Source organism: Erythrobacter sp. HL-111 (genome assembly GCF_900105095.1).
Lineage (GTDB): Bacteria > Pseudomonadota > Alphaproteobacteria > Sphingomonadales > Sphingomonadaceae > Erythrobacter.
On record NZ_LT629743.1, the window covers coordinates 1,476,474 to 1,502,736 of the forward strand.

18 protein-coding genes are annotated in these 26,263 nt (G+C 68.8%); 11 read left to right on the forward strand and 7 right to left on the reverse strand.

From position 1 onward, the window contains the following. Positions 1-223 precede the first annotated feature (223 nt). From BLU08_RS07055 to eda, 4 genes are read right to left on the reverse strand one after another with little or no spacing between them, the layout of a single operon-like run. On the reverse strand, positions 224-1,507 hold the full coding sequence (locus tag BLU08_RS07055) for a NupC/NupG family nucleoside CNT transporter (protein WP_233996129.1): 1,284 nt from the start codon (positions 1,505-1,507) through the stop codon (positions 224-226). Then, entirely contained in the window at positions 1,504-3,642 is a 2,139-nt protein-coding gene (locus tag BLU08_RS07060) for an FAD-dependent oxidoreductase (RefSeq protein ID WP_090197361.1), read from the reverse strand. The genes BLU08_RS07055 and BLU08_RS07060 overlap by 4 nt, the downstream gene beginning before the upstream one ends. Before the next feature lie 43 nt (positions 3,643-3,685). Then, the gene (locus BLU08_RS07065) at positions 3,686-4,801 is read right to left on the reverse strand and encodes an FAD-dependent oxidoreductase (RefSeq protein ID WP_233996130.1); all 1,116 of its coding nucleotides are present in this window, start codon (positions 4,799-4,801) and stop codon (positions 3,686-3,688) included. A 28-nt stretch (positions 4,802-4,829) separates the two neighbouring features. Beyond that, positions 4,830-5,534 (reverse strand): bifunctional 4-hydroxy-2-oxoglutarate aldolase/2-dehydro-3-deoxy-phosphogluconate aldolase, encoded by a 705-nt coding sequence (gene eda / locus BLU08_RS07070; protein WP_197676901.1) that lies wholly within the window; start codon positions 5,532-5,534, stop codon positions 4,830-4,832. A 390-nt stretch (positions 5,535-5,924) separates the two neighbouring features. Between eda and BLU08_RS07075 the strand changes: the two genes are divergently transcribed. The 8 genes from BLU08_RS07075 to BLU08_RS07110 all read left to right on the forward strand — a co-directional run bounded on the left by BLU08_RS07075 (position 5,925) and on the right by BLU08_RS07110 (position 18,667). Next, on the forward strand, positions 5,925-7,730 hold the full coding sequence (locus BLU08_RS07075; protein ID WP_090197372.1) for an ABC transporter ATP-binding protein: 1,806 nt from the start codon (positions 5,925-5,927) through the stop codon (positions 7,728-7,730). A 3-nt stretch (positions 7,731-7,733) separates the two neighbouring features. Next, positions 7,734-8,768 (forward strand): HlyD family secretion protein, encoded by a 1,035-nt coding sequence (locus tag BLU08_RS07080; RefSeq protein ID WP_090197375.1) that lies wholly within the window; start codon positions 7,734-7,736, stop codon positions 8,766-8,768. Between the two features lie 2 nt (positions 8,769-8,770). Continuing rightward, positions 8,771-10,297, forward strand: coding sequence for a TolC family protein (locus BLU08_RS07085; protein WP_090197378.1), 1,527 nt, complete (start codon positions 8,771-8,773; stop codon positions 10,295-10,297). A 120-nt stretch (positions 10,298-10,417) separates the two neighbouring features. Beyond that, entirely contained in the window at positions 10,418-12,286 is a 1,869-nt protein-coding gene (locus BLU08_RS07090) for a DUF294 nucleotidyltransferase-like domain-containing protein (RefSeq protein WP_090197381.1), read from the forward strand. Further along, the gene (locus tag BLU08_RS07095; RefSeq protein ID WP_090197386.1) at positions 12,283-12,960 is read left to right on the forward strand and encodes an exonuclease domain-containing protein; all 678 of its coding nucleotides are present in this window, start codon (positions 12,283-12,285) and stop codon (positions 12,958-12,960) included. Before BLU08_RS07090 ends, BLU08_RS07095 begins: the two co-directional genes overlap by 4 nt. Before the next feature lie 111 nt (positions 12,961-13,071). Beyond that, positions 13,072-13,398 (forward strand): DUF4212 domain-containing protein, encoded by a 327-nt coding sequence (locus BLU08_RS07100; protein WP_090197388.1) that lies wholly within the window; start codon positions 13,072-13,074, stop codon positions 13,396-13,398. 12 nt (positions 13,399-13,410) lie between these two features. After that, positions 13,411-15,186, forward strand: a complete 1,776-nt coding sequence (locus BLU08_RS07105; RefSeq protein WP_090197393.1) for a sodium:solute symporter family protein — start codon at positions 13,411-13,413, stop codon at positions 15,184-15,186. Positions 15,187-15,307: 121 nt separating this feature from the next. Further along, positions 15,308-18,667: a PAS-domain containing protein gene (locus BLU08_RS07110; RefSeq protein ID WP_090197396.1), complete on the forward strand. Its 3,360-nt coding sequence runs from the start codon at positions 15,308-15,310 to the stop codon at positions 18,665-18,667. On the opposite strand, the gene BLU08_RS07115 is transcribed toward BLU08_RS07110, so the two are convergent. Beyond that, complete coding sequence (locus tag BLU08_RS07115; RefSeq protein WP_090197401.1) at positions 18,637-19,278, reverse strand: response regulator transcription factor; 642 nt, start codon at positions 19,276-19,278, stop codon at positions 18,637-18,639. The genes BLU08_RS07110 and BLU08_RS07115 overlap by 31 nt on opposite strands. Before the next feature lie 11 nt (positions 19,279-19,289). Further along, positions 19,290-21,221, reverse strand: a complete 1,932-nt coding sequence (gene acs / locus BLU08_RS07120) for an acetate--CoA ligase (RefSeq protein ID WP_090197405.1) — start codon at positions 21,219-21,221, stop codon at positions 19,290-19,292. A gap of 152 nt (positions 21,222-21,373) precedes the next feature. Between acs and BLU08_RS07125 the strand changes: the two genes are divergently transcribed. Next, positions 21,374-22,783, forward strand: a complete 1,410-nt coding sequence (locus tag BLU08_RS07125) for a DcaP family trimeric outer membrane transporter (RefSeq protein WP_233996131.1) — start codon at positions 21,374-21,376, stop codon at positions 22,781-22,783. Between the two features lie 73 nt (positions 22,784-22,856). On the opposite strand, the gene BLU08_RS07130 is transcribed toward BLU08_RS07125, so the two are convergent. After that, positions 22,857-23,537, reverse strand: coding sequence for an OmpW family protein (locus BLU08_RS07130; RefSeq protein ID WP_233996132.1), 681 nt, complete (start codon positions 23,535-23,537; stop codon positions 22,857-22,859). A gap of 181 nt (positions 23,538-23,718) precedes the next feature. Here BLU08_RS07130 and BLU08_RS07135 point away from each other — a divergent pair, with 181 nt between their 5' ends. Continuing rightward, a complete protein-coding gene (locus BLU08_RS07135) occupies positions 23,719-24,492 on the forward strand; it encodes a Crp/Fnr family transcriptional regulator (RefSeq protein WP_090197413.1) in 774 nt (257 codons plus the stop codon). 62 nt (positions 24,493-24,554) lie between these two features. After that, positions 24,555-26,249 (forward strand): cytochrome-c oxidase, cbb3-type subunit I, encoded by a 1,695-nt coding sequence (gene ccoN / locus BLU08_RS07140; RefSeq protein ID WP_090197416.1) that lies wholly within the window; start codon positions 24,555-24,557, stop codon positions 26,247-26,249. Positions 26,250-26,263: the final 14 nt, after the last annotated feature.

Consider the following 26,263-nt stretch of genomic DNA (forward strand, 5'->3'; position numbering starts at 1 on the left):
CGAAAAGGTGACAAAGTTGACACCCTGTCAACTTTACCCTCGCCCCGCAAGGCCCTGTATTCACGAAGAAATGCGCGAAAAAACGGCAGCGGACGGACACGCGGGCGGAGGCGAAAAGGCATCATCTGCTCCATTCGGCCCCGCTCTTCGGGGGCAGCGGCGGGGGATAGCGCGCCGGACCGGCGTAGGAAAGAACGGGGCGCGCCGCGCGCCCGGCCCCGCCCTATCCGCCGAGCGTGACGAGCCCGACCCACGCCCCCGTCATCGCGCTCGAAAGGTTGCCCGCGATCCAGCTTCGGATGCCGAGCCCGGCGGCCTCGGCGCGGCGTTCGGGGCAGAGCGTGCCGATGGTCGAGACGAGCAGGCCGACGCTGGCGAGGTTGGCGACGCCGCACAGGGCGTAGGTAACGATGAGGAGGCCGCGCGTCCCCAGCGTGCCCGCGGGCAGCGCGGCGAGTTCGAGATAGGCGACGTATTCGTTGAGGATCGCCTTCGTCCCCATCAGCGCGCCGGCCGCCTGCGCCTCGGCCCAGGGCACGCCGATGAGCCACATGAAAGGCGCGAAGAGCCAGCCGAAGAGGCGCTTGAGCGTCAGCGGTTCTTCCGCCACCGCCGGCAGCAGGGCGAGCGCCTGGTCGGCCAGCGCGACCAGCGCGAAGACCACGATGATGACCGCGATGACCGCGAGGAAGAGCTGCATCCCGTCCATCGTGCCCTTGACGATGGCGTCGATGCTGGATTCGTAGCGCAGGCCCGGCTCGTCCCCGGCGGTTTCGGTCGCCGCATCATCGGGCGTGCCCGGCACCATCAGCCTGGCGACCAGCAGCGCGGCGGGGAGCGAGACGAGCGAGGCGGAGATCATGTGGCCGACCGCATCGGGAACCGTGGCCGACAGGGTGGTCGCGTAAAGGATCAGGATCGCGCCCGATATCGTCGCCATGGCAAGCACCATGACCTGGAACAGCTCGGCCCGGCTCATGCGGGCGAAATAGGCGCGCACCACCAGTGGGCTTTCGACGACGCCGAGGAACAGGTTCGCCCCGCCCGACAGGCCCACGACCCCGCTCACGCCGAGCGTGCGGCGCAGCAGGAAGGAAAGCCCGTTCACCAGCCAGCGCAGCACGCCCCAGTGCCACAGCAGCGCGGCGAGCGCGGAGAACACGATGACGAGCGGGAGGATCTGAAAGGCGATGATGACGGGCGGGGCGCCGCCGTCCTTCGGTTCGAAGGGCAGGGGCGCGCCGCCGAGATAGCCGAACATGTAGGAGGAGCCTTCGAGCGTCGCCCGCTCGATCGCGGTGACGGCGGCATTGGCGTATCCCATCGCCGTCCAGACGAAGGGCACGCGCACGATCAGCAGCGCGAGCGCGCCCTGCAGCAGCAGCGCGCCGCCGATCCAGCGCCAGCCGGGCACGCGCGCGCGGTCCTCGCTCAGCCCCCATGCCATGGCGAGCAGCACGGCGATGCCTAGGATGCCGCGCAGCTGGTCGAACAGTTCCGCGCTCACCCGCGCCGCCAGCGGTGATAGCGTTCGACCCAGGCGAGCAGGCGCTCGGGCTTGTGCGCGCGTTTCCAGTCGCCGGCGGCGTATTTGTTCGCCTCGGCCATGGTGGGGTAGGAATGGATCGTGCCGAGGATCTTGTTAAGACCGATACCGTGCTTCATCGCCAGCACGTATTCCGCCAGCAATTCGCCCGCGTGCGCCGCGACGATGGTGACGCCCAGGATCGTGTCCTTGCCGGGCGGCGTCAGCACCTTGACGAAGCCCCTCGTCTCGCTCTCGGCGATGGCGCGGTCGAGTTCGTCGATGGCGTAGCGCGTGATCTCGTATTCGACGCCCTGCTCCTTTGCCTCGCTTTCGTTGAGGCCGACGCGGGCGAATTCGGGGTCGAGGAAGGTGACGGCGGGCATGACGCGGTAATCGGCCCTGAACCGCCTGAACTGGCCGAACAGCGCGTTGACGCTGGCATACCAGGCCTGGTGGCTTGCGGCGTGGGTGTACTGGAACGGCCCGGCGACATCGCCAGCGGCGTAGATGTTGGGGAATTTCGTCGCGAGGAATTCGTCGGTGCTCACGGTCCTGTCGGTGTCTATGCCGAGTTCCTCCAGCCCGAAACCGCTCAGCCGCGCCTTGCGCCCGACCGCGACGATCAGGGCGTCGTAGGCGATCCGGACCTCGCCCCCGGCGCCCCGCGCGATCAGCGCGCCGTCTTCGAAGCGCACCGCCTCGTGGCCGGTCAGCACCCTGACGCCCGCCTCCTCCAGCACGGCGCGGGCGAGGTCGGAGACATCCTCGTCCTCGCGGGCCAGCACGCGCTCGCCCTGTTCGACCTGCGTCACCTGCGCGCCCAGCCGGGCCAGCGCCTGCGACAATTCGCACCCGATCGGTCCGCCGCCGAGCACCGCGATCCGGCGCGGCACCTCGTCCCGTTCGGCGAAGGCGTCCCACAGGGTCTCGCTGGTGAGATAGCCGCTCTCCTCGATCCCCGGGATCGGCGGGACGACCGGCTCGGCCCCGGTCGCGATGACGATGCTGCGCGTGGCAAGGCGCTGCGTTTCGCCCCCCTCGCGCGCGATCTCGACCGTCCACGGGTCGGTGATCCGCGCCCGGCCCCTGACCACGTCGACGCCCAGCCCCTCGTAACGCTCGACGCTGTCGTGCGGCTCGATCGTCTCGATCACCCGGCGCACGCGCGCCATCGTCTCGCGGAAGGGGACCTGCGGTTCGACGGGCACGAGGCCGTAGCGGTCCGCATGGCGCATGGTCGCCGCGGCCTTGGCGGTCTTGATCAGGGCCTTGGACGGCACGCAGCCGGTGTTGAGGCAGTCGCCCCCCATCGCCCCCGCCTCGACCAGCGTCACGCCCGCGCGCACCTGCGCCGCGATATAGGCCGCGACCAGCCCGGCCGAACCTGCCCCGATGACGACGAGGTTGCGATCGAACCGCCTGGGCCGCGCGAAGCCGCGATAGACCCGCCGCCGCCGGATCAGGCCGACGATGCCCTTTCCGATCCACGGCACGAAGGCGAGCACGACGAAGGACCCGATCAGCCCGGGGGAGAGCAGCCCGCTGGTGCTTTCGATCCGCCCCAGCTGCGTCCCCGCGTTGACGTAGGCGAGCGTCCCCAGCAGCATCCCGACCTGGCTCACCCACACGAAGGTCCAGGTCCGGATCCGCGTCAGTCCCATGACGAGGTTCACCACGAAGAAGGGAAAGAGCGGGATCATGCGGATGGTGAAGAGGTAGAATGCGCCGTCGCGTTCGAGCCCCTCGTTCACGCCCTTCAGACGCTTGCCGAAACGCGCCTCGACCCAGTCGCGCAGCACGTAGCGCGAGGCGAGGAAGGCGAGCGTCGCCCCGATGGTCGAAGCGAAGGAGACGATGACGGTGCCGAGCACCAGCCCGAACAGCGCGCCCGCCGCGAGCGTCATCACCGCCGCGCCCGGCAGCGAGGCTGCGGTGACCGCGACATAGGCGAGGAAGAAGCCGCCGATCACCAGCGCCGGGTTCTCGGCATAGAAGGCGTCGATGGTCCCCGCGACCCGCTTGCCCCCGTCGAGCGTCAGGTACTGGCCGAGATCGAACAGGAAATAGGCCGCCACCAGCGCGGCGATCAGACCGATGACCAGCGCTTTCTTCATCAAGGCTCCCATGAGGACGGGTACGAAAGGAAACGAGCCACGGTTACGCCCCGCCCGCGGACCTTGCGTAGGTGTCGATCCAGCGCAAGTCTATCCATCGCTTGAGCGCGCGGACCCAGCACCCCTTCGCCGCGATCGGCCCGTAGCTGAGGATCGCGCGACCATCGCCGGTGGTGAGGAGATAGAGGCTGTTCCAGCGCGGACGGTAGCTTGCGGCCGGCTCCCTTCCGCCCAGCACGGCGCGCAGGTTCGCGGCGAGCTTCGGCCCGGCGAAGACCGCGTGCACGCCCGAATGGGCCACGTCCCGGTCGGCCCGCGCGGCGACGTCTCCGGCGGCGAAGACGTGGGGGTGCGATACCGACCGCTGGAATTCATCGACCGCGACGAAGCCCGCCCGGTCGGTCGCAAGGCGGCCCGCCCCCGGCCATTCGGGCGCCGCGCTGCCGATCGCGGCGATGACGAGGTCGAGCGGTTCGAGCGAGGCCCCGCCGGCCATCAGCGCGCCGTCCCGAAAACGCGCATCCGCGGCGATCACCGCGATCCCCTGCCGCGCGAGTTCGCCCCGCGTCGTCCGGCGAACGGCGCGCGACATCGTCGGCAGCAGCCCCGCGCTTCCCGTGACAAGCGTCACCTCGGGCCGCGTTCCGGCCCCTGCGAGGTTGCGAAGCGCAAGCGCGAGCTCGACGCCCCCTGCCCCGCCCCCGACGACCGCCGCGCGCACCCTGTCCCCGGCCCGGGCGCGGCGCCATTGATCGAGCCGTTCGACGAAACGCTCGATCGGGCGGATCTCCAGGAGGCGGGGATCCTCGCCGAGGGTCCGCGCGGCGTGGCCCACCCCGCCGGTGTCGAGCGAGGCGAGGTCGAAGCCGATCCGATTGCCCGCCGCGGTCGTGACGTGGCGCGCGCCCGGGTCGATCGCGACCGCCCGGCCCAGCACCAGTTCGACCCCCGCCGCCGCCGCCAGTCCGGCAAGGTCGACGATGCCGCGCAGCCGCTCGTGCTCGCCCGCGATCCAGCCCGGCACCATGCCCGAATAGCGCAGGGCCGGATGGGGCGTGAGCAGGGTGGCGCGCGCATCCGGGGGCGGGCCGCGGCGGATCCAGTCGGCCAGCACCGCGACATGGGCATGGCCGCCGCCGATCAGCAGCAGGTGACGCACCGCCGCGCCCATCCTTCCCGCGCGCCGTTCAGCCCCGCGCCGCGCGGGCCGTGTCGACCGCCTCGCGCGCGAGCCGCGTGACCGCGTCGTAATCGCCCGCCGCGACGGCCTCGGCCGGGGTCAGCCAGCTTCCCCCGCAGGCAAGCACGCTCTCCAGCGCGAGATAGTCGGCAAGGTTCGCTGCCGTTATGCCGCCGGTCGGCACGAACCGCATCGCGCCGAAGGCCGCGGACAGCGCCCTGAGCAGCGGCACGCCGCCCGCGAGCGCGGCGGGGAAGAACTTGACCGCGCGCAGGCCGAGCGCATGGGCGCGCTGGACCTCGCTTGCGGTCACCGTGCCGGGAAGGACCGGGAGCCCCTCCTCGATGCACCACAGCGCGATCTCGTCGAGCAGGCCCGGCGACACGATGAACTGCGCGCCCGCATCGCGCGCCGCCTTCGCCTGGTCGAGCGTGAGGACCGTGCCCGCCCCGACGATCAGCCCTTCGCCGATCTCCGCCCGGCGCCCGGCCATCGCGCGCATGGCATCCATCGCACCGGGCTTTCGCAGCACCACTTCGTGCACCGCGAGCCCGCCCCGCAGTAGCGCGCGCGAAATCGCGACCGCTTCGCCTGCATCGCCGGTATCGACGAGCGGGACGACCGGCGCCGCGGCAAAGGCGGACAGCAGGGGGGTGGAAAGCGGGGTGGCGGAAAGCGGGGTGGCGGAAAGCGGGGTGGCGGTCTGGCTCACGCGAAGCTCCTTCGTGCGGTCCGCCGCGTTCGGGTGACCGCGCGGACCGGTTCAGCTATGGTCAATCTCGCACCTAGCATCGCGCAAGCGACATTGCACCGCTTCGCAAGGGGCGGATTTGCGTGGATGGTGGACACGTTTTTTCAATCCGGGCTTGATAAAGGGCATGAAAAAAGACACTTCGCAGATGCACAAGGAAACGTCCGGTCGTGTCGCCGGACCGCCGGATTTGCGCTTCGGGAAGGGATTTTTCGCGTCGAACGGTGCATCGCGGCCTTCGGATCAGACGATATTCCTTATCGCGGTTTGACCTTGCGCTGCGGGATGTCCCGACCGGACGCTTCGGGCATCGGCCTGCCCCCGGCTACTAGGCGAACGGAACACAGGTAAATGTCAGCCCTGAATCACACCTACGGCGACCGCATCTCTTTGGTGAAGTTCTTTCGTCGCTTCTTCGACATCCTCCAGCCGGAAAGCAATTTCTACTGGCTCGCGGTCGTCTACGGCGTCGGGATCAGCCTGCTGTCGCTGGCGACGCCGATCTCGGTGCAGATGCTCGTCAACACGATCGCCAACACCGCGCTCACCGCGCCGCTGGTGGTGCTCTCGCTCACGCTGTTCGGCCTGCTGATGATCTCGGGGCTGCTCTATGCCCTGCGCATCCACCTGATGGAACTGTTCGCGCGGCGGTTCTACGCCCGCATGGTGGCGGAAATCGCCCTGATCTCGGTTCACGCCCAGAACCCCTTCTTCAACGACACGAACCGCGGTTCCCTGTTCAATCGCTATTTCGATGTCACCGTCGTGCAGAGCGTTGCGCCCGTGTTGTTCCTCAGCGGTTTCACCGTGGTCCTGCAGATCGTGGTCGGCTTCATCCTCGTTTCGCTCTACCATCCCCTGTTCCTGCTCTTCACGATCGTCATGGCGGGGATGATCTGGGCGATCTGGCTGATCTGGGGGAACAAGGCGATCAGGACCGGGATCGACCTTTCCCATGCCAAGCACGCGACCGCCGCCTGGGTCGAGACGATCGGCGGCTCCAACGGCTTCTTCAAGTCGCAGCGCCGGATCGATTACGCCTTCGACCGGACGAATGATTTCACGGCCAATTACCTGGCCGAGCGCAAGCGGCATTTCCGCCAGCATTTTTCGCAGGCGCTCTCGTTCCTGTTCCTTTACGCCCTGGCAAGCGCGGTCCTGCTGGGTCTCGGGGGATGGCTGGTCATCCAGAACGAGCTGACGCTGGGCCAGCTGGTCGCGGCCGAGCTTGTCCTCTCGGTCGCCTTTTTCGGCGTCGCCCAGCTCGGCAGCTACCTGCCCTATTTCTACGACCTGTGCGCCGCGGTCGAGGAAATCTCGCTGTTCTACGATGTCGAGCAGGAAGAGCCTTCCGGCGCCGACCCGATGCACGGCGACGATCACACGCTCGTCTTCGAAGGCGTGCGCGGGCGCGCGCGGAACGAGGACGCGGTGTTCAACCTCGAAATCCCCTCGGGCGCGATCGTCATGGCCGCGGCCAGCCATCACGGGGTCCAGCGGCTCTTCACCAACCTCTTGAAGATGCACGAATTGCCCAAGAGCGGTTTCGCCACGATGGGCGGGATCGACCTGATGAACATCGAGGCGCACAATCTTCGCAAGAACATCCACGTGCTCGACCGCCCGACCTTCGTCGGCATGACGATCCGCGAATACCTCAGCCTCGCCTGTCCCGAAAGCGCGACCCGGCGGATGGTCGCCGCGCTCGAGACGGTGGGGCTGAGCGACACGATCTCGACCTTCGAGAAGGGGCTCGACACGCCGATCGCCTCGACCGGCTATCCGCTGTCCTCGGTCGAACTCCAGCAGCTCAAGCTCGCCAACGCGCTGCTCGAACAGCCGCGCGTGCTGGTGCTCTCGCGCCTGTTCGACCTGATCGACGAGGAAAATCTCTCCCGCGCCGTCAACGAACTGCGCGAACAGGCCTACACCACCGTGATCTGCTTTTCCAACCGGCGGATCGACCTGGGGTTCGACCGCTTCCTCTACATCGAGGCGAAGCAGCAGCGCTATTTCGCCGATTTCGAGGATTTCCGCCTGGCCGTGAACCAGAAACCGCCGCGCCGCCCGGGCGGGCGACGCCTGCTCAAGGCCGAAGGCGCGGGCGGCAAGGTGAACCCCAGGGCGAACCCCCGGGCGAACATGGTCGGGGAATAGGACATGGCCGTGCTCGTCAACGACATCCCGCAGTTCACCGCGCTCGAAAGCGTCAAGACCCCGCGCGTGATGCGGACCGTGTTCCTCATCCTGCTGATCGGCTTCATCGCGACGGTGGGCTTCCTGATCTACGTGCCCTGGGTGCAGACCACCAGCGGACAGGGCGTCGTCACCACGCTCAACCCGAACGAGCGCCAGCAGGAAATCAACGCGCTCGTCTCCGGCCGGATCGACGAATTCTTCGTGCGCGACGGCAGCCAGGTGAAGAAGGGCGACCCGATCGCGCGCATCTCCGACATCGACCCGCGGCTGGTCGAACGGCTCGAGGCCGAACGCCAGCAGGTCGAAATCCAGCTCCAGGCGGCGCAGAACGCGCTCGCCACCGCCCAGATCGACGAGCGGCGCATGGCCGAGCTCTTCCGCGAAGGGCTCGCCGCGCGGCGCGATTACGAACAGGCGCAGATCCGGGTCGACCAGATGCGCCAGGGCGTCGCGGAGGCGCAGGCCAACCTCGCCCGCACCCAGGTCAGCCTCTCGCGCCAGTCCTCGCAGGTCGTCACCGCGCCGCGCGACGGCTTCATCCAGAGCGTCAACGCCGGCGACGTGGCGACGATCGTCAATGCGGGCGATCCGCTGGTGACCTTCGTGCCGCTGTCGGCCGAGCGGGTCGTCGAGATCTTCGTCGACGGGCGCGACGTCGGCCTCGTCCAGCCCGGCGATCCGGCCCGCATCCAGTTCGAGGGCTGGCCCGTGGTCCAGTTCAGCGGCTGGCCCTCGATCGCGGTCGGCACCTTCGGCGGGATCGTCACCGCGGTCGACCAGTCGGCGCAGGCGGACGGGCGCTTCCGCGTCCTGATCGCGGAGGACAAGTCCGATCCCCACCCCTGGCCCAAGGAACGCTATGCCCGCTTCGGCGCCTCGGTGCGCGCGTGGATCCTGCTCGAGACGGTCCCGGTCGGCTACGAGATCTGGCGCCAGCTCAACAATTTCCCGCCCGAACTTCCCGCGGGGTCGGGACCGGCGGGGGCGCCTGCCTGACCATGGCGGAGGGGTGCGAAAAACCGGCCGGACGGCACCGTCCGGAGGTCCTCCGGCGCACCGCGGGCGCGCTCGGGTTCGCCCTCGCCCTTGCGCTGGCCGCGGCGCCGCACGCGCCGCTCGCGGCGCAGGACATCGAAGCAGTCGGCGATCCGATCGAAGACGCGCTCAAGTCCGGCCCGCTCCTGCCGGACGAGGTGCTGCGCTCCTCGGCGCTGACCTTCCCCGCCATCCTCGAGAGCTTCGAGCGCGAAGCGGCCGCGCGCGGCGACCGGCTCGCCGCGGACGGGGCGTTCGACCTCATGCTCGATGCGCGGGCCTATGACCGGGTGAGCGGGTTCTATTCGGGCGGCTTCGCCGAATTCGAGGCGACCCAGCCGCTGCGCCCCTTCGGCGCCAAGGTGTTCGGCAGCTACCGGCTCTCCGACGGCGATTTCCCGATCTACGAAAACGTCTTCAACACCAACGAACTGGGCGAATTCAAGGTCGGCGCGCTGCTTTCGCTGCTGCGCGACAGCACCATCGACAACCGCCGTTTCGCGGTGGAGGACACGCGGCTCGCGGCGAGCCAGGCGCGGCTCGACATCCTGCTCGTCCAGCTCAACGTGCAGTTCGAGGCGCTGCAGGCCTACTGGACCTGGGTCGCGGCGGGCAACGAGATCCGCGTCTACGAGGAACTGCTCGAAATCGCCGAGGCGCGCGCGGTCGGGCTAAACCGGCAGGTGCGCGAGGGCGCCCTGCCCGCGATCGCGCTGACCGAGAACGAGCAGAACCTCATCCGCCGCCGCAGCCTGCTCGAGGAAGCGCGGCGCGATTTCCTGACCGCGTCGAACAGCCTGTCCTTCTACCTGCGCGACACCGACGGCAACCTGATCGTGCCCACGCGCGAGCAATTGCCGAGCGCGGAGGTCCTCAACAGCCTGCCCGACGTGACCGAACTGATCGCCGACCGGCGCCGTTTCGTGATCGATGAACGGCCCGAGCTCGAAACCCTCAGGCTCGCCATCGAGCGGGCGGAGAACCGGGTCGAACTGCGGCGCAACGACCTCAAGCCCCGGCTCGATTTCGAGGTCGAGCTGTCGCGCGATTTCGGCCCCGTGGGCGATGGCGGGCCGAGCTTCGATTCGACCGACACCGTGGTCGGGCTCACCTTCACCGTCCCGCTCCAGCGGCGCGAGGCGCGCGGGCGGCTGCGCCGGGCCGAGGCCGAACTGCGCGCGCGCGAACTGGAACAGCGCCGGATCGCGGACGAGATCTCGGTCGAACTCGACAACATCCTGACCAATCTCGACGCCGCGCTGCGCCTCGCGGACCTCGCCGACGACGAAGTGCGCCAGGCGACCGCCATGGTCGAGGCCGAACGCAAGCGGTTCCGCCTGGGCGCGGGCGATTTCTTCCTCGTCAACCTGCGCGAGGAGCGCGCCGCCGATGCCCAGATCCGTGCGATCCAGGCGGACCTCATCGGCCGCCTCGCCACGGCCAGCTACAACGCGGCGACGATGCATCTCGACGAACTCGGGCTCGAATAGGCCCGCACCCCGCCGAAAGTCTTAGCGACCTTGCGCGCGCATGGTGGTATCGCCTGCCCCCTGCCCCTGCCGCTGCCGCTGCCGCTGCGGGGGGTGAGAAGAAAGGCACCGGCCAGGCCCATGGAAATCGGCGCGATCGCCAGCTTCCTGCGCGAAACCCCGCCTTTCGGCGGCCTTGCCGAAGACGCGCTCGCCAAGGTCTCGCGCGCGGTCGAGGTGAGCTATCGCAAGCGCGGCGAGATCGTGATCGAGGCGGGTTCGACCAATGACCGGCTCTACCTGATCCGCTCGGGCGCGGTGGAACTGCTGCTGGCGGGCGAGGAACTGACCGCGCGGCTCGGGCAGGGGTCGTGCTTTGCCTATCCCTCCCTGCTGCGCGGCGGCGAGGCGCGGAACACCGCCCGCGCGATCGAGGACACGCTGCTCTATGCCATTCCCGCGGGCCTTTTCCACCAGCTGCGCGAGGAGGACGCCGCCTTTCGCGCCTTCTTCGTCGCCGACGAGGCGGAGCGCATCCGCCACGCGCTCGAACAGCGGGGCGACGCGCGCGGGTTCGAGCTCAAGTCGCGGCCCGTGGGCGAACTGGTCGGCCACACGGCGCCGGTGACCTGCGCTCCGCAAACCCCGATCATCGAGGCGGTGCGGCTGATGCACGAACGCGATGTCAGCACGCTCGCGGTGTGTGAAGGCGCGGCCCTCGTCGGCATCTTCACCGACAAGGACTTGCGGCGCCGGGTGGTCTCGCCCGGCACCGACCTCGCCCGCCCGATCGCCGACGTCATGACGGCGCGGCCGCAGACCCTGCCCGACCACAGCGCGCTCGCCGAAGCGATGGCGATGATGGCGCGCGGCGGTTTTCGCCATGTCCCGCTGGTCGATGCGAAGGGCAGGCTCAAGGGGATCCTCAGCGCCACCGACATCCTCGCCGCGATCGGCAGCAGCGCGATCGACACGGGCATGGCGATCGCCCGGGCGCGCACCCCGGAGGAACTGGTCGAGGCCGCGCGCTCCATCCCGCAGAGCTTCGCCGCGATGGTCGAGGCGGGCGTCCATGCGAGCCACCTGATGCGCTTCACCTCGGCGCTGGGCGATGCCGTCCACCGCCGCGCCGCCGAACTGGTCGAGGCGCAGACCTGCGCAGCCCTCGGCCCCCGCCCCTTTCCCTATGCGCTGGTCGCCTTCGGCTCGCTGGCGAGGGAGGAGCAGCTGGTCGGGTCGGACCAGGACAACGGCCTCATTTTCTCCGACGATTGCGATGCCGCGGGCGAGGAATGGTTCGCGGCCTTCGCGCATCGGCTGTGCGCGCTGCTCGATGCCTGCGGCTATGCCTATTGCAAGGGCGGGGTGATGGCGCAGGAGCCGGACCAGCGCCTGCGCCTGGCGGACTGGCGGCGGCGCTATCACGGCTGGATCGCCGAGCCCGACGAGGACCGCATCCTCAGGGCCACGATCTTCTTCGACATGCGCTGCGTCCACGGCGAGGCGGCGCTTGCCGCCGATCTCCGGGCCGATGTCGTGGCGGCCTGCCGGGCGAGCCCGCTGTTCGTCAGCTATCTCGCCCGCGACGCGCAGCGCACCCGCGTCCCGCTCGGCATCTTCCGCAACCTCGTGCTCGACCGGGCGGCCGACGGGGCGCGCGTGTTCGATGCCAAGGCCCGGGCGATCATGCCGATCGTCGATATCGCCCGCACGCTTGCGCTGGCCGAGGGCATCGAGGCGGTCGGTACGCTCGCCCGGCTGGAGGCGCTGGCCGAGGCGGGCCGCATGAACCGCGAGGACGCGCGCAGTCTCGGCGACGCGATGCTGTTCGTGAACGACCTCAGGATCGCCCGCCAGGCCGCCGCGACCCGCCGCGGCGAGGCGCCCTCGAACGCGATCGCCCCGCACGACCTTTCCCCGCTGGAACGCGAATACCTCAAGGACGCCTTCGCGGTGATCCGGCGCGGGCTCGACGGGCTGCGACGCAACCACGCGGGCGGCATCGCGTGAGCCTGTTCGGCCGCTGGCGGTTCGAGCGCGAGCGCGCCGCTCTCGCCGAGGCCGCCGGGGGTTCCGCCGCGCTCGCCGCCTATGCCGCCGCCGACTGGCCCGCAGAGGACTGCCCGGCCCGCGCGGCGCCGTTCCTCGCGGTGGATTTCGAGCTCGACGGGCTGCGCCGCGGGGCGCACCTGCTCCAGGCCGGCTGGACCCCCTTCACCGCCTCCGCGATCACCCTTGCCGACGCGGTTTCGCGCGACATTCGCAGCGATGCGACGCTCGACCGGACGGCGGTGACGATCCACGGCATCGGAGAGGAGCGCGCCAGCCGGGGCGACCCGCTCGGCGCAGTGACCGAGGCGCTCGTGCGCGCGCTCGCCGGGCGGGTGATGGTCGCCCACGCCGCCGCGATCGAGCGCACCGCGCTCGGCGATGCCGCGCGCGCGCTGTTCGGGGTCCGCCTGCCGATCCGCGCGATCTGCACCCTGCGGCTGGAGCAGCACCTCCATCCCGGCCTGACGGACAGCGAGGCCTACCGGCTCGGGCCGGCAAGGGCGCGCTATGGCCTGCCCGAATACGCCGCGCATGATGCGCTGACCGACGCGATCGCGGCCGCCGAACTGTTCCAGGCGCAGCTCACGCGCCTGCCCGCCGACATCATCCTCGCCCGGCTCGAAGCGATCTGAGCGCGCCCCGGCGGGCGGCTTAGACTAAAGTCGCTCTCCCTCGGCCTCGCGCCTTGGCCTAGCCTTCGGGGCACACTGCGGCACGACCGACAGGCGAACAGGGGAGGAATCATGGACGATACGACGCCGACCGCCGGACCCGGCGATCTCGACCACGGCACCGGGGACGCGCCCCGCACCGCCGAGACGAGCGCCCCGGAAAGCGCCTACTGGCGCGAGAACCTCCGCCTCCTCGTCACGCTGATGGCGATCTGGTTCGCCTGCTCCTTCGGGGCGGGGATCCTGATCCGCGACTGGCTCGACCAGTTCCTCATCGGGGGATACCCGCTGGGCTTCTGGTTCGCCCAGCAGGGTTCGATCTACGTCTTCATCGGGCTGATCTTCTTCTACGTTTTCCGGATGAAGCAGATCGAGCGCAAGTACGATCTCGACGACTGAGGGGGCATCGCCATGGAAACGCAGACACTCATCTATCTCTTCGTCGGGGCGAGCTTCGCGCTCTACATCGGCATCGCGCTCTGGAGCCGGGCGGGTTCGACCAAGGAATTCTACGTCGCGGGCGGCGGGGTGAACCCGGTGGTCAACGGCATGGCGACCGCCGCCGACTGGATGAGCGCGGCGAGCTTCCTTTCGATGGCGGGCCTCATCGCCTTCATGGGCTATGACGCCAGCGTCTACCTGATGGGCTGGACCGGCGGTTTCGTCATGCTGGCCCTGCTGCTGGCGCCCTACCTGCGGAAATTCGGCCAGTTCACCGTCCCCGATTTCATCGGCACGCGCTACTATTCGAAGACCGCGCGCGTGGTCGCGGTGATCTGCCTCATCTTCATCAGCTTCACCTACATCGCCGGGCAGATGCGCGGGGTCGGGATCGTGTTTTCCCAGTTCCTCCAGGTCGACATCACGATGGGCGTCATCATCGGGATGGGGATCGTCTTCGTCTATGCCGTGCTCGGCGGGATGAAGGGGATCACCTACACCCAGGTCGCGCAATATTGCGTGCTGATCGCGGCCTACATGGTGCCCGCCTTCTTCATCAGCTTCATGCTGACCGACAATCCCGTGCCGCAGCTGGGGCTGGGCTCGGAACTGAACGACGGGTCGGGGCAATATGTCCTGCAGAAACTCGACAACGTGCTCGTCGAACTGGGCTTCGGCGCCTATACCGAGGGGCGCAAGAGCACGATCGACATGTTCTGCATCACGCTCGCGCTGATGGTTGGTACAGCCGGCCTGCCGCACGTGATCGTGCGCTTCTTCACCGTGCCCAAGGCATCGGATGCGAGGAAGTCGGCGGGCTGGGCGCTGGTCTTCATCGCGCTGCTCTACACCACCGCGCCCGCGATCGGGGCGATGGGCATCTACAACTTCATCGAGAAGACCGATGGCACGCCCTACGAACAGGCCGAAAGCTGGTTCACCAACTGGGAAGGCGCCGACCTCATCGCCTGGCAGGACAAGAACGGCGACGGGGTGATGCAGTACCGCGCGGGCGAACCTTTCGCGGGCAAGCCCGAATTCACCGGCGAGCGCGGACCTTCGGGCGAACGTGTGGTCGCCAACGCCCCCAACCCGGACACCGCGAACGAGGTCTATGTCGATCGCGACATCATGGTCCTCGCCAATCCGGAAATCGCCAACCTGCCCGGCTGGGTCATCGCCCTGATGGCCGCAGGCGGCCTCGCGGCGGCGCTGTCGACGGCGGCCGGCCTGCTGCTGGTGATCTCCTCCTCGGTCAGCCACGACCTGCTGAAATCGACCTTCAAGCCCGACATCTCGGCCAAGAACGAACTGCTCGCGGCGCGCGGGGCGGCGAGCGCGGCGATCCTCGTCGCGGGCTATCTCGGCATCTATCCGCCCGGCTGGGTCGCGCAGGTCGTCGCCTTCGCCTTCGGCCTCGCCGCGGCGAGCCTGTTCCCGGCGATCTTCATGGGCATCTTCTTCAAGTCGATGAACCGGGAAGGCGCGATCGCGGGGATGGTCTCGGGGCTGGTCTTCACCTTCGGCTACATCGTCTGGTTCAAGTTCGTCGCGCCCGAGACGAACGTGGCGGCGAACTGGCTGTTCGGGATCTCGCCCGAAGGCATCGGGGTGATCGGGATGCTGGTCAATTTCGGCATCGCCATGGCGGTGGCGAGCGTCACCGCCAAGACCCCGGCCGAGGTCCGCACGCTGGTCGATTCGATCCGCGTGCCGCGCGGTGCGGGGGAAGCGCACGCGCACTGATCCTGTCCGAAAGGGCCGCCAGGGGCGCCGCCTTCCCGCGCGAAGGCGGCGCCCTTTTGCGTGACGCCCGCTTGCGCGCCCGCATTTTTCGCGTAGCCTTTCCCGCGGGGAGAAAGGAGCCATGCTGCTAGGCGCCGCGATCGCGGCCGCGACGCTTTACCTCGCGGGCCTGTTCTGGCTCGCGGCCGTGCGCGATCGCCAGCCGCGAGAGGAAAACGCGCGCGGGGCGGGCTGGGTCTACGGTCTCAGCCTCGCGGTCTATTGCACCAGCTGGACCTTCTACGGCGGGGTCGGGACCGCCGCGAGCGCGGGGCTCGAATACCTGCCGATCTACCTCGGGCCGATCCTCGTCTTCACCCTGGGCTTCGGCCTCGTGCGGCGGATCCTCGCGCAGTCGAAGGCGCAGCATTCGACCTCGATCGCCGATTTCCTCTCCGCCCGCTACGGCAAGAGCGCGGGAGTAGCGGCAGCGGTGACGGTGATCGCGACGATCGGCGCGCTGCCCTACATGGCGCTCCAGCTGCGCTCGCTCGGCGCCTCGCTGATGCTGCTCTCGCCGGGGCTCGACAGCCGGATCGGGGCGGAGGAACTGGTCGCGGCGATGGCGGCGGTGATGGGCCTCTTCGCGATCCTGTTCGGTTCGCGCCGGGCCGACACGGCGGGCGACAATGCCGGGCTTGTCCTCACCATCGCGGTCGAAGCGGGGGTGAAGCTCGTCGCTCTCGTCGCCGTGGCGGGGCTTGCCGCGGTCCTCCTGCTCGATGCGCCGGAGCCATCCGTGCCCGCAGCGCCGGTGTTCGCCGCCGCCGACCTCGACGCGCGCTTCGCCGTGCTCACCCTCATCGCCGGCGCGGCGGCGCTGTGCCTGCCGCGCCAGTTCCACATGGCCTTCGTCGAAGCGCCTTCGGAGCGGGCGAGCCCGGCGATGCAATGGGTCTTTCCCGCCTATCTCGCGCTGACCGCGCTCGTCATCGTGCCGATCGTGCTGGCGGGCCTCGCGGTGCTCCCGCCGGGGACGGACCCCGACACCATCGTCCTTGCCCTGCCCATGGCGAACGGGAACGACACGCTCGCCCTGCTCGTCTTCCTCGGCGGGTTCTCGGCCGCGGCGGGCATGATCGTCGCCTCGAGCGTGGCGCTCTCGACCATGATCACCAATGACCTCGTCGCCCCGCTCGCCTTTCGCCGCGCCTTCGATGCGCCGGCCGAACGCGCCGGACTGGCCCGCCGGCTGCTGACGACGCGGCGGGTGGTCGTCGCCCTGCTGCTTGCGGCGGCCTATCTGTTCTATCTCGCGCTGGGGGCGATGGCGAACCTGGCGAGCCTCGGCACGATCGCCTTCGCCGCGGTCGCGCAGTTCGCGCCGGGGCTGGTGTTCGGGATGGTGAGCCGGGCGGGGAACCGGGCGGGGATGTTCGCCGGGCTGGCGCTGGGCCTCGCCGGGTGGGGCGGCCTGTTGCTGCTCCCGCTCGCCACCGGCGCGCCGCCGGTCTTCGCGGTGCACGAGGACCCGCTCGTCTCGGGCGTGGTGCTCTCGCTCGCCGCCAATGCGCTCGCCTACTGGGCCGGTTCGGCCGCCTTCCGCCCGTGCCTCCTGGACCATGCCCAGGCGGCGGCTTTCGTCGGCACGCCGAGCCCCGGCCTGCGCCCCCGCCCGGCCACGCGGATGCGGATCGCGGACCTTCGCGCCCTGCTCGCCCAGTTCATCGGTCCGGAGCGCGCCGAACAGGCGCTCGGCCCCGAACGGCGCGCGGGCGATCCGGTCGACAGCGAGGCGATCGAGCTTGCCGAGCGCGCGATTTCGGGCGTCGTGGGCACGTCTTCGGCGCGGATGCTCGTCGCCTCGTGGTTGCAGGGCGAACCGATCTCGCTGCCCGAGGTCGTCGCCATGTTCGACGAGACCTCGCGGCGTCTCTCCTTCAGCGGCGACCTCCTCCAGATAGCGATCGAGAACATCGAGACCGGCATCGTGCTGGTCGACGCCGAGATGCGCCTCGTCGCGTGGAACAGCCGCTACGAGGCGATCTTCGCCCTGCCAGAGGACCTCGTCGCGGTCGGCACGCCGATCGCCGATCTCATCCGTTTCAACCTGCGCCGCGGCGGCGACCTGCCCGAAGGCGAGATCGAGGCCCAGGTCGAACGCCGGCTCGCCTACATGCGCGAAGGCCGCCATCACCGGATCGAGCGCGAGCAGCACGACGGGCGGGTGCTCAGGATCATCGGCTCCCCCACCCCGGGCGGCGGCTACACCACGAGCTACACCGACATCACCGCCGACCGCCGGGCCGAACAGGCATTGGAGGAGAAGGTCGCCGAACGTACCCGCCAGCTGATCTCGGCGAACGAGGCGCTCGCGGCCGCGACCCGGTCGAAGACCCGCTTTCTCGCGGCCGCCAGCCACGATCTCATCCAGCCGCTGAACGCCGCGCGCCTGTTCGCCTCGGCGCTGGGCGAGGAGGTTGCGGGGCGGGAGAACCTCGAACGCCTCGTCGCCGATCTCGACGGCGCGATCGCCTCGGCCGACCGGCTGATCCGCGCTCTGCTCGACATCTCGAAACTCGACAGCGGCGGGATCGAACCGCGGCTCGAACCCGTCGCGCTCGACGAGGTCTTCGCCGAGGTCGAACGCGAATTCGCGGTCCAGGCCGCCGCGAAGGGGCTGACGCTGGGCCGGGTGCGGACCAGCGCCTGGGCGATGACGGACCGCGCGCTCCTCGCCAGCATCCTGCGCAATCTCGTCAGCAACGCCGTGCGCTACACCACCACCGGGGGCGTGCTGCTGGGCGTGCGGCGCGCGGGCGAAGCGGTCAGGCTGTGCGTTCACGACACGGGGCGCGGCATCGCCGAGGCCGACCTCGATGCGATCTTCGAGGAATTCAACCGCGGCGCCTCGAGAGACCGCGAAGGGCTCGGCCTCGGGCTCGCGATCGTGCGGCGGGCGACGCGCCTGCTCGGGATCGAGGTCGAGACGCGGTCGGTGCCGGGCCGGGGCAGCCGCTTTGCGCTGCACATGCCGGTGCTCGAATGGCGCGCGCCGCAGGGAGCGGTGCCCGCGGGGCGGCCGCCCGGCAAGCTTGCCGAGGCCCGCGTGCTGGTGGTCGACAACGATCCCGCCGCCCTCAGCGCGACGGCCGCGCTGCTCGGCAAGTGGGGGCTCGAGGTCGTCTGCGCCTCATCGCGCGAGGCCGCGCTCGGCACCGGCGTGCCCGACGTCGTCATCATGGACTACCGGCTAGAGCAGCGCGACCGGGGCGATGCGGCCTATGGTGCGCTGTGCGAACGCTGGGGCGCGTGCCCGCCCGCGATCCTGCTGACCGCGGAAGCTTCGGCCGAAACCGCTGCGGCGGCGGCGCGGATGGGGGCGGAGCGGCTGCTCAAGCCGTCCTCCCCGGCGGCCCTGCGCGCGCTCATTTCGACCTGCCTCGCGCGGCGGCGGGCGGCGAGGGGCGTTCAGGCGGTGGCGGGATCGGTGGCCGGCTGATCGACGTCGAGCTTTGCCGCGAGCAGCACGACCTGCGTCCGGTTGCCGACCCCCAGCTTGCGGAAGATCGCGGTGACGTGCGCCTTGACCGTCGCCTCGCTGATGCCGAGTTCGTAAGCGATCTGCTTGTTGAGGAGTCCCCGCCGAACGAAGCCGAGGATGCGGCGCTGGGCGGGCGTGAGGCTCGCGATGCGGACGAGATCCTCGTCCTCCTGCCCCTCGCTTGCCGGAAACCACAGGTCCCCTTCCTTCACCGCGGCGAGCGCCTCGCGCAGGGATTCGAGGCTCGACGACTTGGGAATGAACGCCGCCGCGCCGAGCTGGCGCGCGGCGGCGACGACGCGCGGTTCCTCGCTGCCCGAGACGATCGCGATGGGGAGCGCGGGGAAATCCTGACGCAGGTCCATCAGCACCGACAGCCCGCTCGAATCCTCCATGTGAAGGTCGAGCAGCAGCGCCTCCGCCCCGTCCGCTCCCGCGTCCTCCAGCGCCTCGCGCGCCGTGGTGGCGGAATTCGTCTCGACCACCTCGGCGCTTTCCCACACCTGCGTCACCGCGTGGCGCAGCGCGGCGCGGAACAGCGGGTGATCGTCGGCGAGGATGATGCGCATCGCGGATGGCCCTAGCGGTTGCGGCGCCCCTCGATCAGGCGATCGACCAGCGAGGGATCGGCGAGCGTCGTGGTGTCGCCGAGCGAGCCGTAATCGTTTTCGGCCACCTTCCTGAGGATGCGGCGCATGATCTTGCCCGAGCGGGTCTTGGGCAGGCCGTCGGTGAACTGGATGTGGTCGGGCGAGGCGATCGGGCCGATCTCCTGCCGCACCCAGGCGCGCAGTTCGGCGTGAAGCTCGTCCGAGCCTTCCTCGCCCGCGTTGAGCGTGACGTAGCAGTAGATGCCCTGCCCCTTGATGTCGTGCGGGTAGCCGACGACGGCCGCCTCGGCGACCTTGGGATGGAGCACCAGCGCGCTTTCGACCTCGGCCGTGCCCATGCGATGGCCCGAGACGTTGATGACGTCATCGACCCGGCCGGTGATCCAGTAATACCCGTCCGCATCGCGCTTGCACCCGTCGCCGGTGAAATACTTTGCCTTGTAGGTGGTGAAATAGGTCTGCACGAAACGATCGTGGTCGCCATGGACCGTGCGCGCCTGGCCGGGCCAGCTGGCGGTGATGCACAGGTTTCCCTCCGCCTCCCCGTCGAGCACCGCGCCCTCGTTGTCGACGAGCTGCGGCCGGATCCCGAAGAACGGGAGCCCTGCGCTGCCAGGCTTCATGTCGTGCGCCTGCGGCAGCGTGGTGATCATCACCCCGCCCGTCTCGGTCTGCCACCAGGTGTCGACGATCGGGCAGCGCCCTTCGCCCACGACCTCGAAATACCAGCGCCACGCCTCCGGGTTGATCGGCTCGCCCACGCTGCCGAGCAGGCGGAGCGAGGAACGCTTGCGGCTGGTGACGTGCCCGTCGCCCTCGCGCATGAGGGCGCGGATCGCGGTGGGGGCCGTGTAGAGGATGTTCACCTCGTGCTTGTCCACCACGTCCCAGAACCGGCCGTGATCGGGATGGCTCGGCACGCCTTCGAAGACGACCTGCGTCGCCCCGTTCATCAGCGGGCCGTAGACGATGTAGCTGTGCCCGGTGACCCAGCCGATGTCGGCGGTGCACCAGAACACCTCGCCCGGCTGGTAGTCGAAGACGTAGTGGAATGTCGTCGCCGTCCACACGCCATAGCCGCCGGTCGTGTGCAGCACGCCCTTGGGCTTTCCGGTCGACCCGGAGGTGTAGAGGATGAACAGCGGGTCTTCCGCGCCCATCGGCTCGCACGGGCATTCCGCGTCCGAGGCGAGTTCATGCAGCCAGTGGTCGCGCCCATCGGTCATGGAGATCTCGCCGCCGGTGTGGCGGACGACGAGCATCCCGTCGATCGGGGTGTCGTGGTCGGGTTCGGCCAGCGCCGCATCGACATTGGCCTTGAGCGGCACGCGCTTGCCCCCGCGCAGGCCCTCGTCGGCGGTGACGACGAAGCGGCTCCTGCAATCCTCGATCCGGCCGGCGAGCGCCTCGGGCGAGAAGCCGCCGAAGACGACCGAGTGGATCGCGCCGATCCGCGCACAGGCGAGCATGGCGGCCACCCCCTCGACGATCATCGGCATGTAGATCGTCACGCGGTCGCCCCTGGCCACTCCCATCGCCTTCAGGGCATTGGCCATCCGCACGACTTCGGCGTGGAGTTCGCGGTAGGTGAGCGTGCGGCCCTCGCCCGCGGGATCGTCGGGTTCGAAGATGATCGCAGGCGTGTCCCCGCGCGAGGCGAGATGCCGGTCGACCGCGTTGTGGCACAGGTTGAGCGTGCCGTCGGCGAACCACGTGATCTCGACCGGGTCCCACGACCATTCGCCGCCCCTCGTCGGCGCCTCGTACCAGTCGAGCCGGCGCGCCTGTTCGAGCCAGAAGCCGTCGGGATCCTCGATCGAGCGGCGGTACATCGCGTCGTATTCTTCGGAAACGCAGTGCGCGGGCCGGTCCGACTGGGGCCGCTCTACGGCATGGATCATGGCGCTTCTCCCTTCTCTCTCGCGCGTTTTACCGAAGCTACACCGGGTGCGCCCTCAGACAAAGGTCTTACGACGATCGGCTAATTGGCGGCAGGCCTCCCCGCGCGGCATTCCTCCCGGTCAAAACGGGATCACCAGGGGGAGAATGCAGAATGGCGACAAGAGCCGAAATCCGGACCGCGCGCGCGGTCCTGCTCGCCGCGACGTTCCTTTCCGCCGCGCCGGGTCTGGCGCAGGAGGCGAGCGTCGAGGACCGGCTCGACCGGCTCGAACGGCTGGTGGAAGGGCTGATCGAGCGGCTCGATGCCGAAGCGGACACGCACGCCGCGCAGGAAAGCGCGATCACCGCCCAGCGCGAGCAGATGCGCGAACAGGGCGCGGCGCTGCTTGCGGCGACGCGGGACCTCAAGGACCGCCAGACCGAACTCGCGCAGCAGATCGCGGTGCCGAAAGCGCAGGAGGACAAGGGTTTCCGCGTCGGCAAGACCAGGGTCGCCTATGCCGGCTACGTCAAGGTCGACGCCATGACCCAGCGCACGAGCGGCGGGCAGGTGCCCGCAACCTCGATCCTGCGCGATTTCCTCGTTCCCGGAGCGATCCCCGTCGGCGGTGAGCCAAGCGGGTTCGACACCAATTTCTCCGCCCGCCAGACCCGGTTCATCTTCAAGACCGCGACCGATGTGGGCGCCGAGCACAAGCTCAATTCGCATATCGAGCTCGATTTCCTCGTCACCGAAGGCGGCGACGAAAGGGTTTCGAACAGCTTCGTGCCGCGTATCCGGCAGGGCTTCATCACCTATGACAACTGGCTGATCGGCCAGGCCTGGTCGACCTTCATGGATGTCGGCGCGCTGCCCGACAGCGTGGATTTCATCGGCGTCACGCCGGGCACGCCGTTCGCCCGGCAGCCCGTGGTGCGCTGGACCAAGGGCGGACTGGAACTCGCCATCGAGCAGCCCGAAACCGTCGTCACCACCCCCACCGGCGGCCGGATCGAGGCGGGCGACGACACGCTCCCCGATTTCGTCGCCAAATATAACTGGACCGGCGACTGGGGCCGGGTCAGCCTCGCCGGGATCGCGCGCACGCTGCGGGTTTCCGACGACGATTTCGGCACGGGCAACGACAGCGCGTTGGGTTACGGCGTCGCGCTTTCGGGCAAGCTCGACCTCGGCCGGCGCGACGATTTCCGCTTCAGCGCGTCCTATGGCGAAGGCATCGGGCGCTACATCGGGGTCAACATCGTCAATGATGCCGCCATCGACGATGACGGAAACCTCGATCCGATCGCCACCTATGCGGGCTTTGCCGCGCTGCGCCATGCGTGGGACGACAGGCTGCGAACCAACCTCGGGGGCGCCTATTTCAAGGCGGACAACCCGGTCCGGTTCACCACCGACCAGGTGAGCGACGAAAGCTGGAATGCCTTCGCCAACCTGATCTGGACGCCGGTCGCGCCGCTCGATTTCGGGGTCGAGCTGATGTATGCCGAACGGATCCTCGAGGACGGGCGTTCGGGCAACCTGCAGCGCGTGCAGTTCTCCACCCGCTACAATTTCTGAGACCGTCCCCGCCACGGCGAAACGGCCCCGCCGGCAGGCTCTGCCGCGGGGCCGTCTGGCGTGATGTCCGGGATCAGAAGCGGTAGGCGAGGCCTGCGCTCAGCACCCAGGGATCGAGATTGTGCTCGGTCTCGATCGCGAGCGTTTCCCCGGCGAACCAGCGCGCCGTCGTGCCGATGAAGTAGCGCTTGGCATCGAGCGTCAGGCCGAAGCCCCCGTCGCCCAGCGCCACGTCCACGCCCGCCTGCAGCGCGACGCCGAATTCGTCCGACAGGTCGGTGTCGGTCACGCCGAGGGGGATCGTCGCCGCGCCGGGCTTGTCCGAAACCCACAGGAAATAGGCGGGGCCTGCGCCGACATAGGGCTTGATCGTGTCGCCGAGATCGAAGTGCAGCTTGGCCGTCACGGTTGCCGGGATGAGCTGCGCGTCGGAAACCAGTTCGGCGCCCGGCAGGCCCGCGACCGCATCGACGTCGTGCTGGGTCATGCCCGCGATCGTCTCGATCGAGAAATTGTCGGAGACGAAATATTCGACCGCGATCGTCGGCACGACATTGTCGTTCGCCTCGGTCTGCGTCGTGGCCGGCAGGTCGACGAGGTCGACATTGACCTGGTCGATCTCGCCATCGGGCAGGACCGCGGTGCCGAGCAGCTTGAACTGGATGTCGCCCGCGCGGTCGGAACGGTCCTGCGCGGCGGCGGGCGTGGCGGCGAGCGCGAGAGCGGCGCCCGTGATCATCAGGAGTGTTTTCATTTGTCTTTCCCTGCGTGGCAGCAGTGGCCGCCCTCCGCGGCCCAGGATGCTTGCTGCCCCGTGTCGGCCAATTGGCGGCGGATTCGCGCATTCTCATTGATCCCGGTCAAATCGGGAGGCCTGCGGGACTTGATCCTAGTCAAAGACATCCGCCCCCCGCCGGGTCACACGAGCGGGCGTTATGGCGACACTCGTGCAATCCGCTCACGACCTCAGCATGGCCGCGTTCCGCGACGCCATGCCCGATGGTCGCGGGGGGACGAAGACGGCCGACCGGCTGTGCGAGGTCGGGGAATACCGCTTCATCGCGAAGGGCGAAGAACTCGCCGCGGATGCGACGGGCGACCGGCTGGTCTTCGTCGCATCGGGCGCGGCCAAGCTCGTCGGGCGTTCGGCCGCCGCGCGCCCGGCAGGCGATGCGGGCGGCGAATCGGTTCGGTCGCACAACCACGTTCTCGCCTTCCATTTCGCGGGCGACATGGTCTCGGTGCTCCGCCAGAGTGACGGCGATTTCCGTCTGGTTGCATTGAATGATCTGGAGCTTGTCATCTTTGCATCTGACGATTTCCTCGACATCGCGCAGGACGATCCGGTCATCCTGCGTTCGGTCCTGTCCCGCTCGCTCCAGGCGCTGCATCGCAGCCGGACGCGGATGATGCAGCTCGGCCATCGCTCCGCGCGTCAGCGGATCGCGGATTTCCTCGTTTCGATGGCCGAACGGCTGGGCGGATCAACTTGCGGCAAATGCGAGGTTTCCCTACCGATGAGCAGGCGCGACATAGGCGACAGCCTGGGCCTCACCATCGAGACGGTGAGCCGCCAGTTCTCCGACCTTCGCGAAGCCGGGCTGGTCGAGACGAGCGGGCGCTCGCTCGTCCGGTTCACCAATCTCGAAGCACTCGCCGAAGAAGCTGGAACGGGCCAGGGCGCGCGCAATGAAACGTTCAAAAATTGATCCAGATCAATTAAGGAAGACACGGGGGCGCGTAACGCCGCGCTGACGGAAGGGATCGTAAAATGGAAGCAGTACTCAGCCGGCTCGGTATCTGGGCTCTCGTCCTTCTTGCAGCCATCGCGGCCATCGCCGGGGCGCAGGATGCAGGTTTCGCCATCCACATGGGAATCGTGGCCGCGGTCGCGCTCGTCCTGATCGTGGTCACCCTCAACAGCTACGACCCGATGGCCAAGGCGCAGAGCATCTTCAAGATGCCGCCCGGGCCTTCGCGCTATGACGACGACATCGTGCGCTGGGGCGTCATAGCGACCATGTTCTGGGGCCTTGCCGGCCTTCTCGCGGGCGTGGTGATCGCGGTCCAGCTCGCCTATCCCTGGATCAATTTCGAACCCTGGTTCAATTTCGGCCGGCTGCGCCCGCTGCACACCAGCGCCGTCATCTTCGCCTTCGGCGGCAATGCGCTGATCGCGACGAGCTTCTACGTCGTCCAGCGCACCTGCCGCACCACGCTGGCCTTCCCCGGCCTCGCGCGGTTCGTGTTCTGGGGCTATCAGCTGTTCATCGTGCTGGCAGCGACCGGCTATCTCCTCGGCATCACGCAGAGCCGCGAATATGCCGAGCCGGAATGGTATGTCGACCTGTGGCTGACGATCGTCTGGCTCGCCTATCTCGCGGTCTTCGTCGGCACGATCCTGCGCCGCCACGAACCGCACATCTACGTCGCCAACTGGTTCTACCTCGCCTTCATCGTGACGATCGCGATGCTGCACGTGGTCAACAACCTTGCCATGCCCGTGAGCTTCCTCGGTGCGCGCAGCTATTCGGCTTTCGCGGGGGTCCAGGACGCGCTGACCCAGTGGTGGTACGGCCACAACGCCGTGGGCTTCTTCCTCACCGCGGGCTTCCTCGCGATGATGTACTACTTCGTGCCCAAGCAGGCGAACCGGCCGGTCTATTCCTACCGCCTGTCGATCATCCACTTCTGGTCGCTGATCTTCCTCTACATCTGGGCGGGTCCGCACCACCTCCATTACACCGCATTGCCCGACTGGGCGCAGACGCTCGGCATGGTGTTCTCGATCATGCTGTGGATGCCCAGCTGGGGCGGGATGATCAACGGGCTGATGACCCTGAACGGCGCGTGGGACAAGGTCCGCACCGACCCGATCATCCGCATGATGGTCCTCGCGCTCGCCTTCTACGGGATGAGCACCTTCGAAGGCCCGATGCTGTCGATCAAGGCGGTGAACTCGCTGTCGCACTACACCGACTGGACCATCGGCCACGTCCATTCCGGCGCGCTGGGGTGGAACGGGATGATCACCTTCGCCTGCGTCTACTTCCTCGTGCCGCGGCTGTGGCAGAAGGAGCGGATGTACAGCCTGCGGATGATCAACTGGCACTTCTGGCTCGCGACGCTGGGGATCGTGTTCTACGCCTCCTCGATGTGGGTCGCCGGGATCACCCAGGGCCTGATGTGGCGCGAATACGGTTCGGACGGGTTCCTGGTGAACAGCTTCGTCGACACCGTCGCGGCTCTCAACCCGATGTACTGGATGCGCGCCTTCGGCGGTCTCCTCTACCTCTCCGGCGCGATCATCATGGCCTACAACATCTGGATGACCATCGCCGGCTTCCAGCGCGAGGAAGCGCCGCTGGGCGACACGCCCCACGACGAGGCGGCCGACCGTCCGATCGCAGCCCGGCCCCGGCCGGAGCCGCAGGGCGCCCGCCCCGAAGCCCAGCCCGCCGAATAAGCTCTCACCGGGAC

What these genes read in the sequence shown, in the direction of transcription:
- BLU08_RS07105 (WP_090197393.1), top strand. Translation starts at nt 13,411, where the DNA reads ATGGAAACGCAGACACTCATCTATCTCTTCGTCGGGGCGAGCTTCGCG.
- BLU08_RS07060 (WP_090197361.1), bottom strand. Translation starts at nt 3,642, where the DNA reads ATGAAGAAAGCGCTGGTCATCGGTCTGATCGCCGCGCTGGTGGCGGCC.
- BLU08_RS07080 (WP_090197375.1), top strand. Translation starts at nt 7,734, where the DNA reads ATGGCCGTGCTCGTCAACGACATCCCGCAGTTCACCGCGCTCGAAAGC.
- BLU08_RS07110 (WP_090197396.1), top strand. Translation starts at nt 15,308, where the DNA reads ATGCTGCTAGGCGCCGCGATCGCGGCCGCGACGCTTTACCTCGCGGGC.
- acs (WP_090197405.1), bottom strand. Translation starts at nt 21,221, where the DNA reads ATGATCCATGCCGTAGAGCGGCCCCAGTCGGACCGGCCCGCGCACTGC.
- BLU08_RS07100 (WP_090197388.1), top strand. Translation starts at nt 13,072, where the DNA reads ATGGACGATACGACGCCGACCGCCGGACCCGGCGATCTCGACCACGGC.
- BLU08_RS07090 (WP_090197381.1), top strand. Translation starts at nt 10,418, where the DNA reads ATGGAAATCGGCGCGATCGCCAGCTTCCTGCGCGAAACCCCGCCTTTC.
- BLU08_RS07085 (WP_090197378.1), top strand. Translation starts at nt 8,771, where the DNA reads ATGGCGGAGGGGTGCGAAAAACCGGCCGGACGGCACCGTCCGGAGGTC.
- BLU08_RS07115 (WP_090197401.1), bottom strand. Translation starts at nt 19,278, where the DNA reads ATGCGCATCATCCTCGCCGACGATCACCCGCTGTTCCGCGCCGCGCTG.
- BLU08_RS07075 (WP_090197372.1), top strand. Translation starts at nt 5,925, where the DNA reads ATGTCAGCCCTGAATCACACCTACGGCGACCGCATCTCTTTGGTGAAG.
- BLU08_RS07125 (WP_233996131.1), top strand. Translation starts at nt 21,374, where the DNA reads ATGGCGACAAGAGCCGAAATCCGGACCGCGCGCGCGGTCCTGCTCGCC.
- BLU08_RS07130 (WP_233996132.1), bottom strand. Translation starts at nt 23,537, where the DNA reads ATGAAAACACTCCTGATGATCACGGGCGCCGCTCTCGCGCTCGCCGCC.
- ccoN (WP_090197416.1), top strand. Translation starts at nt 24,555, where the DNA reads ATGGAAGCAGTACTCAGCCGGCTCGGTATCTGGGCTCTCGTCCTTCTT.
- BLU08_RS07135 (WP_090197413.1), top strand. Translation starts at nt 23,719, where the DNA reads ATGGCGACACTCGTGCAATCCGCTCACGACCTCAGCATGGCCGCGTTC.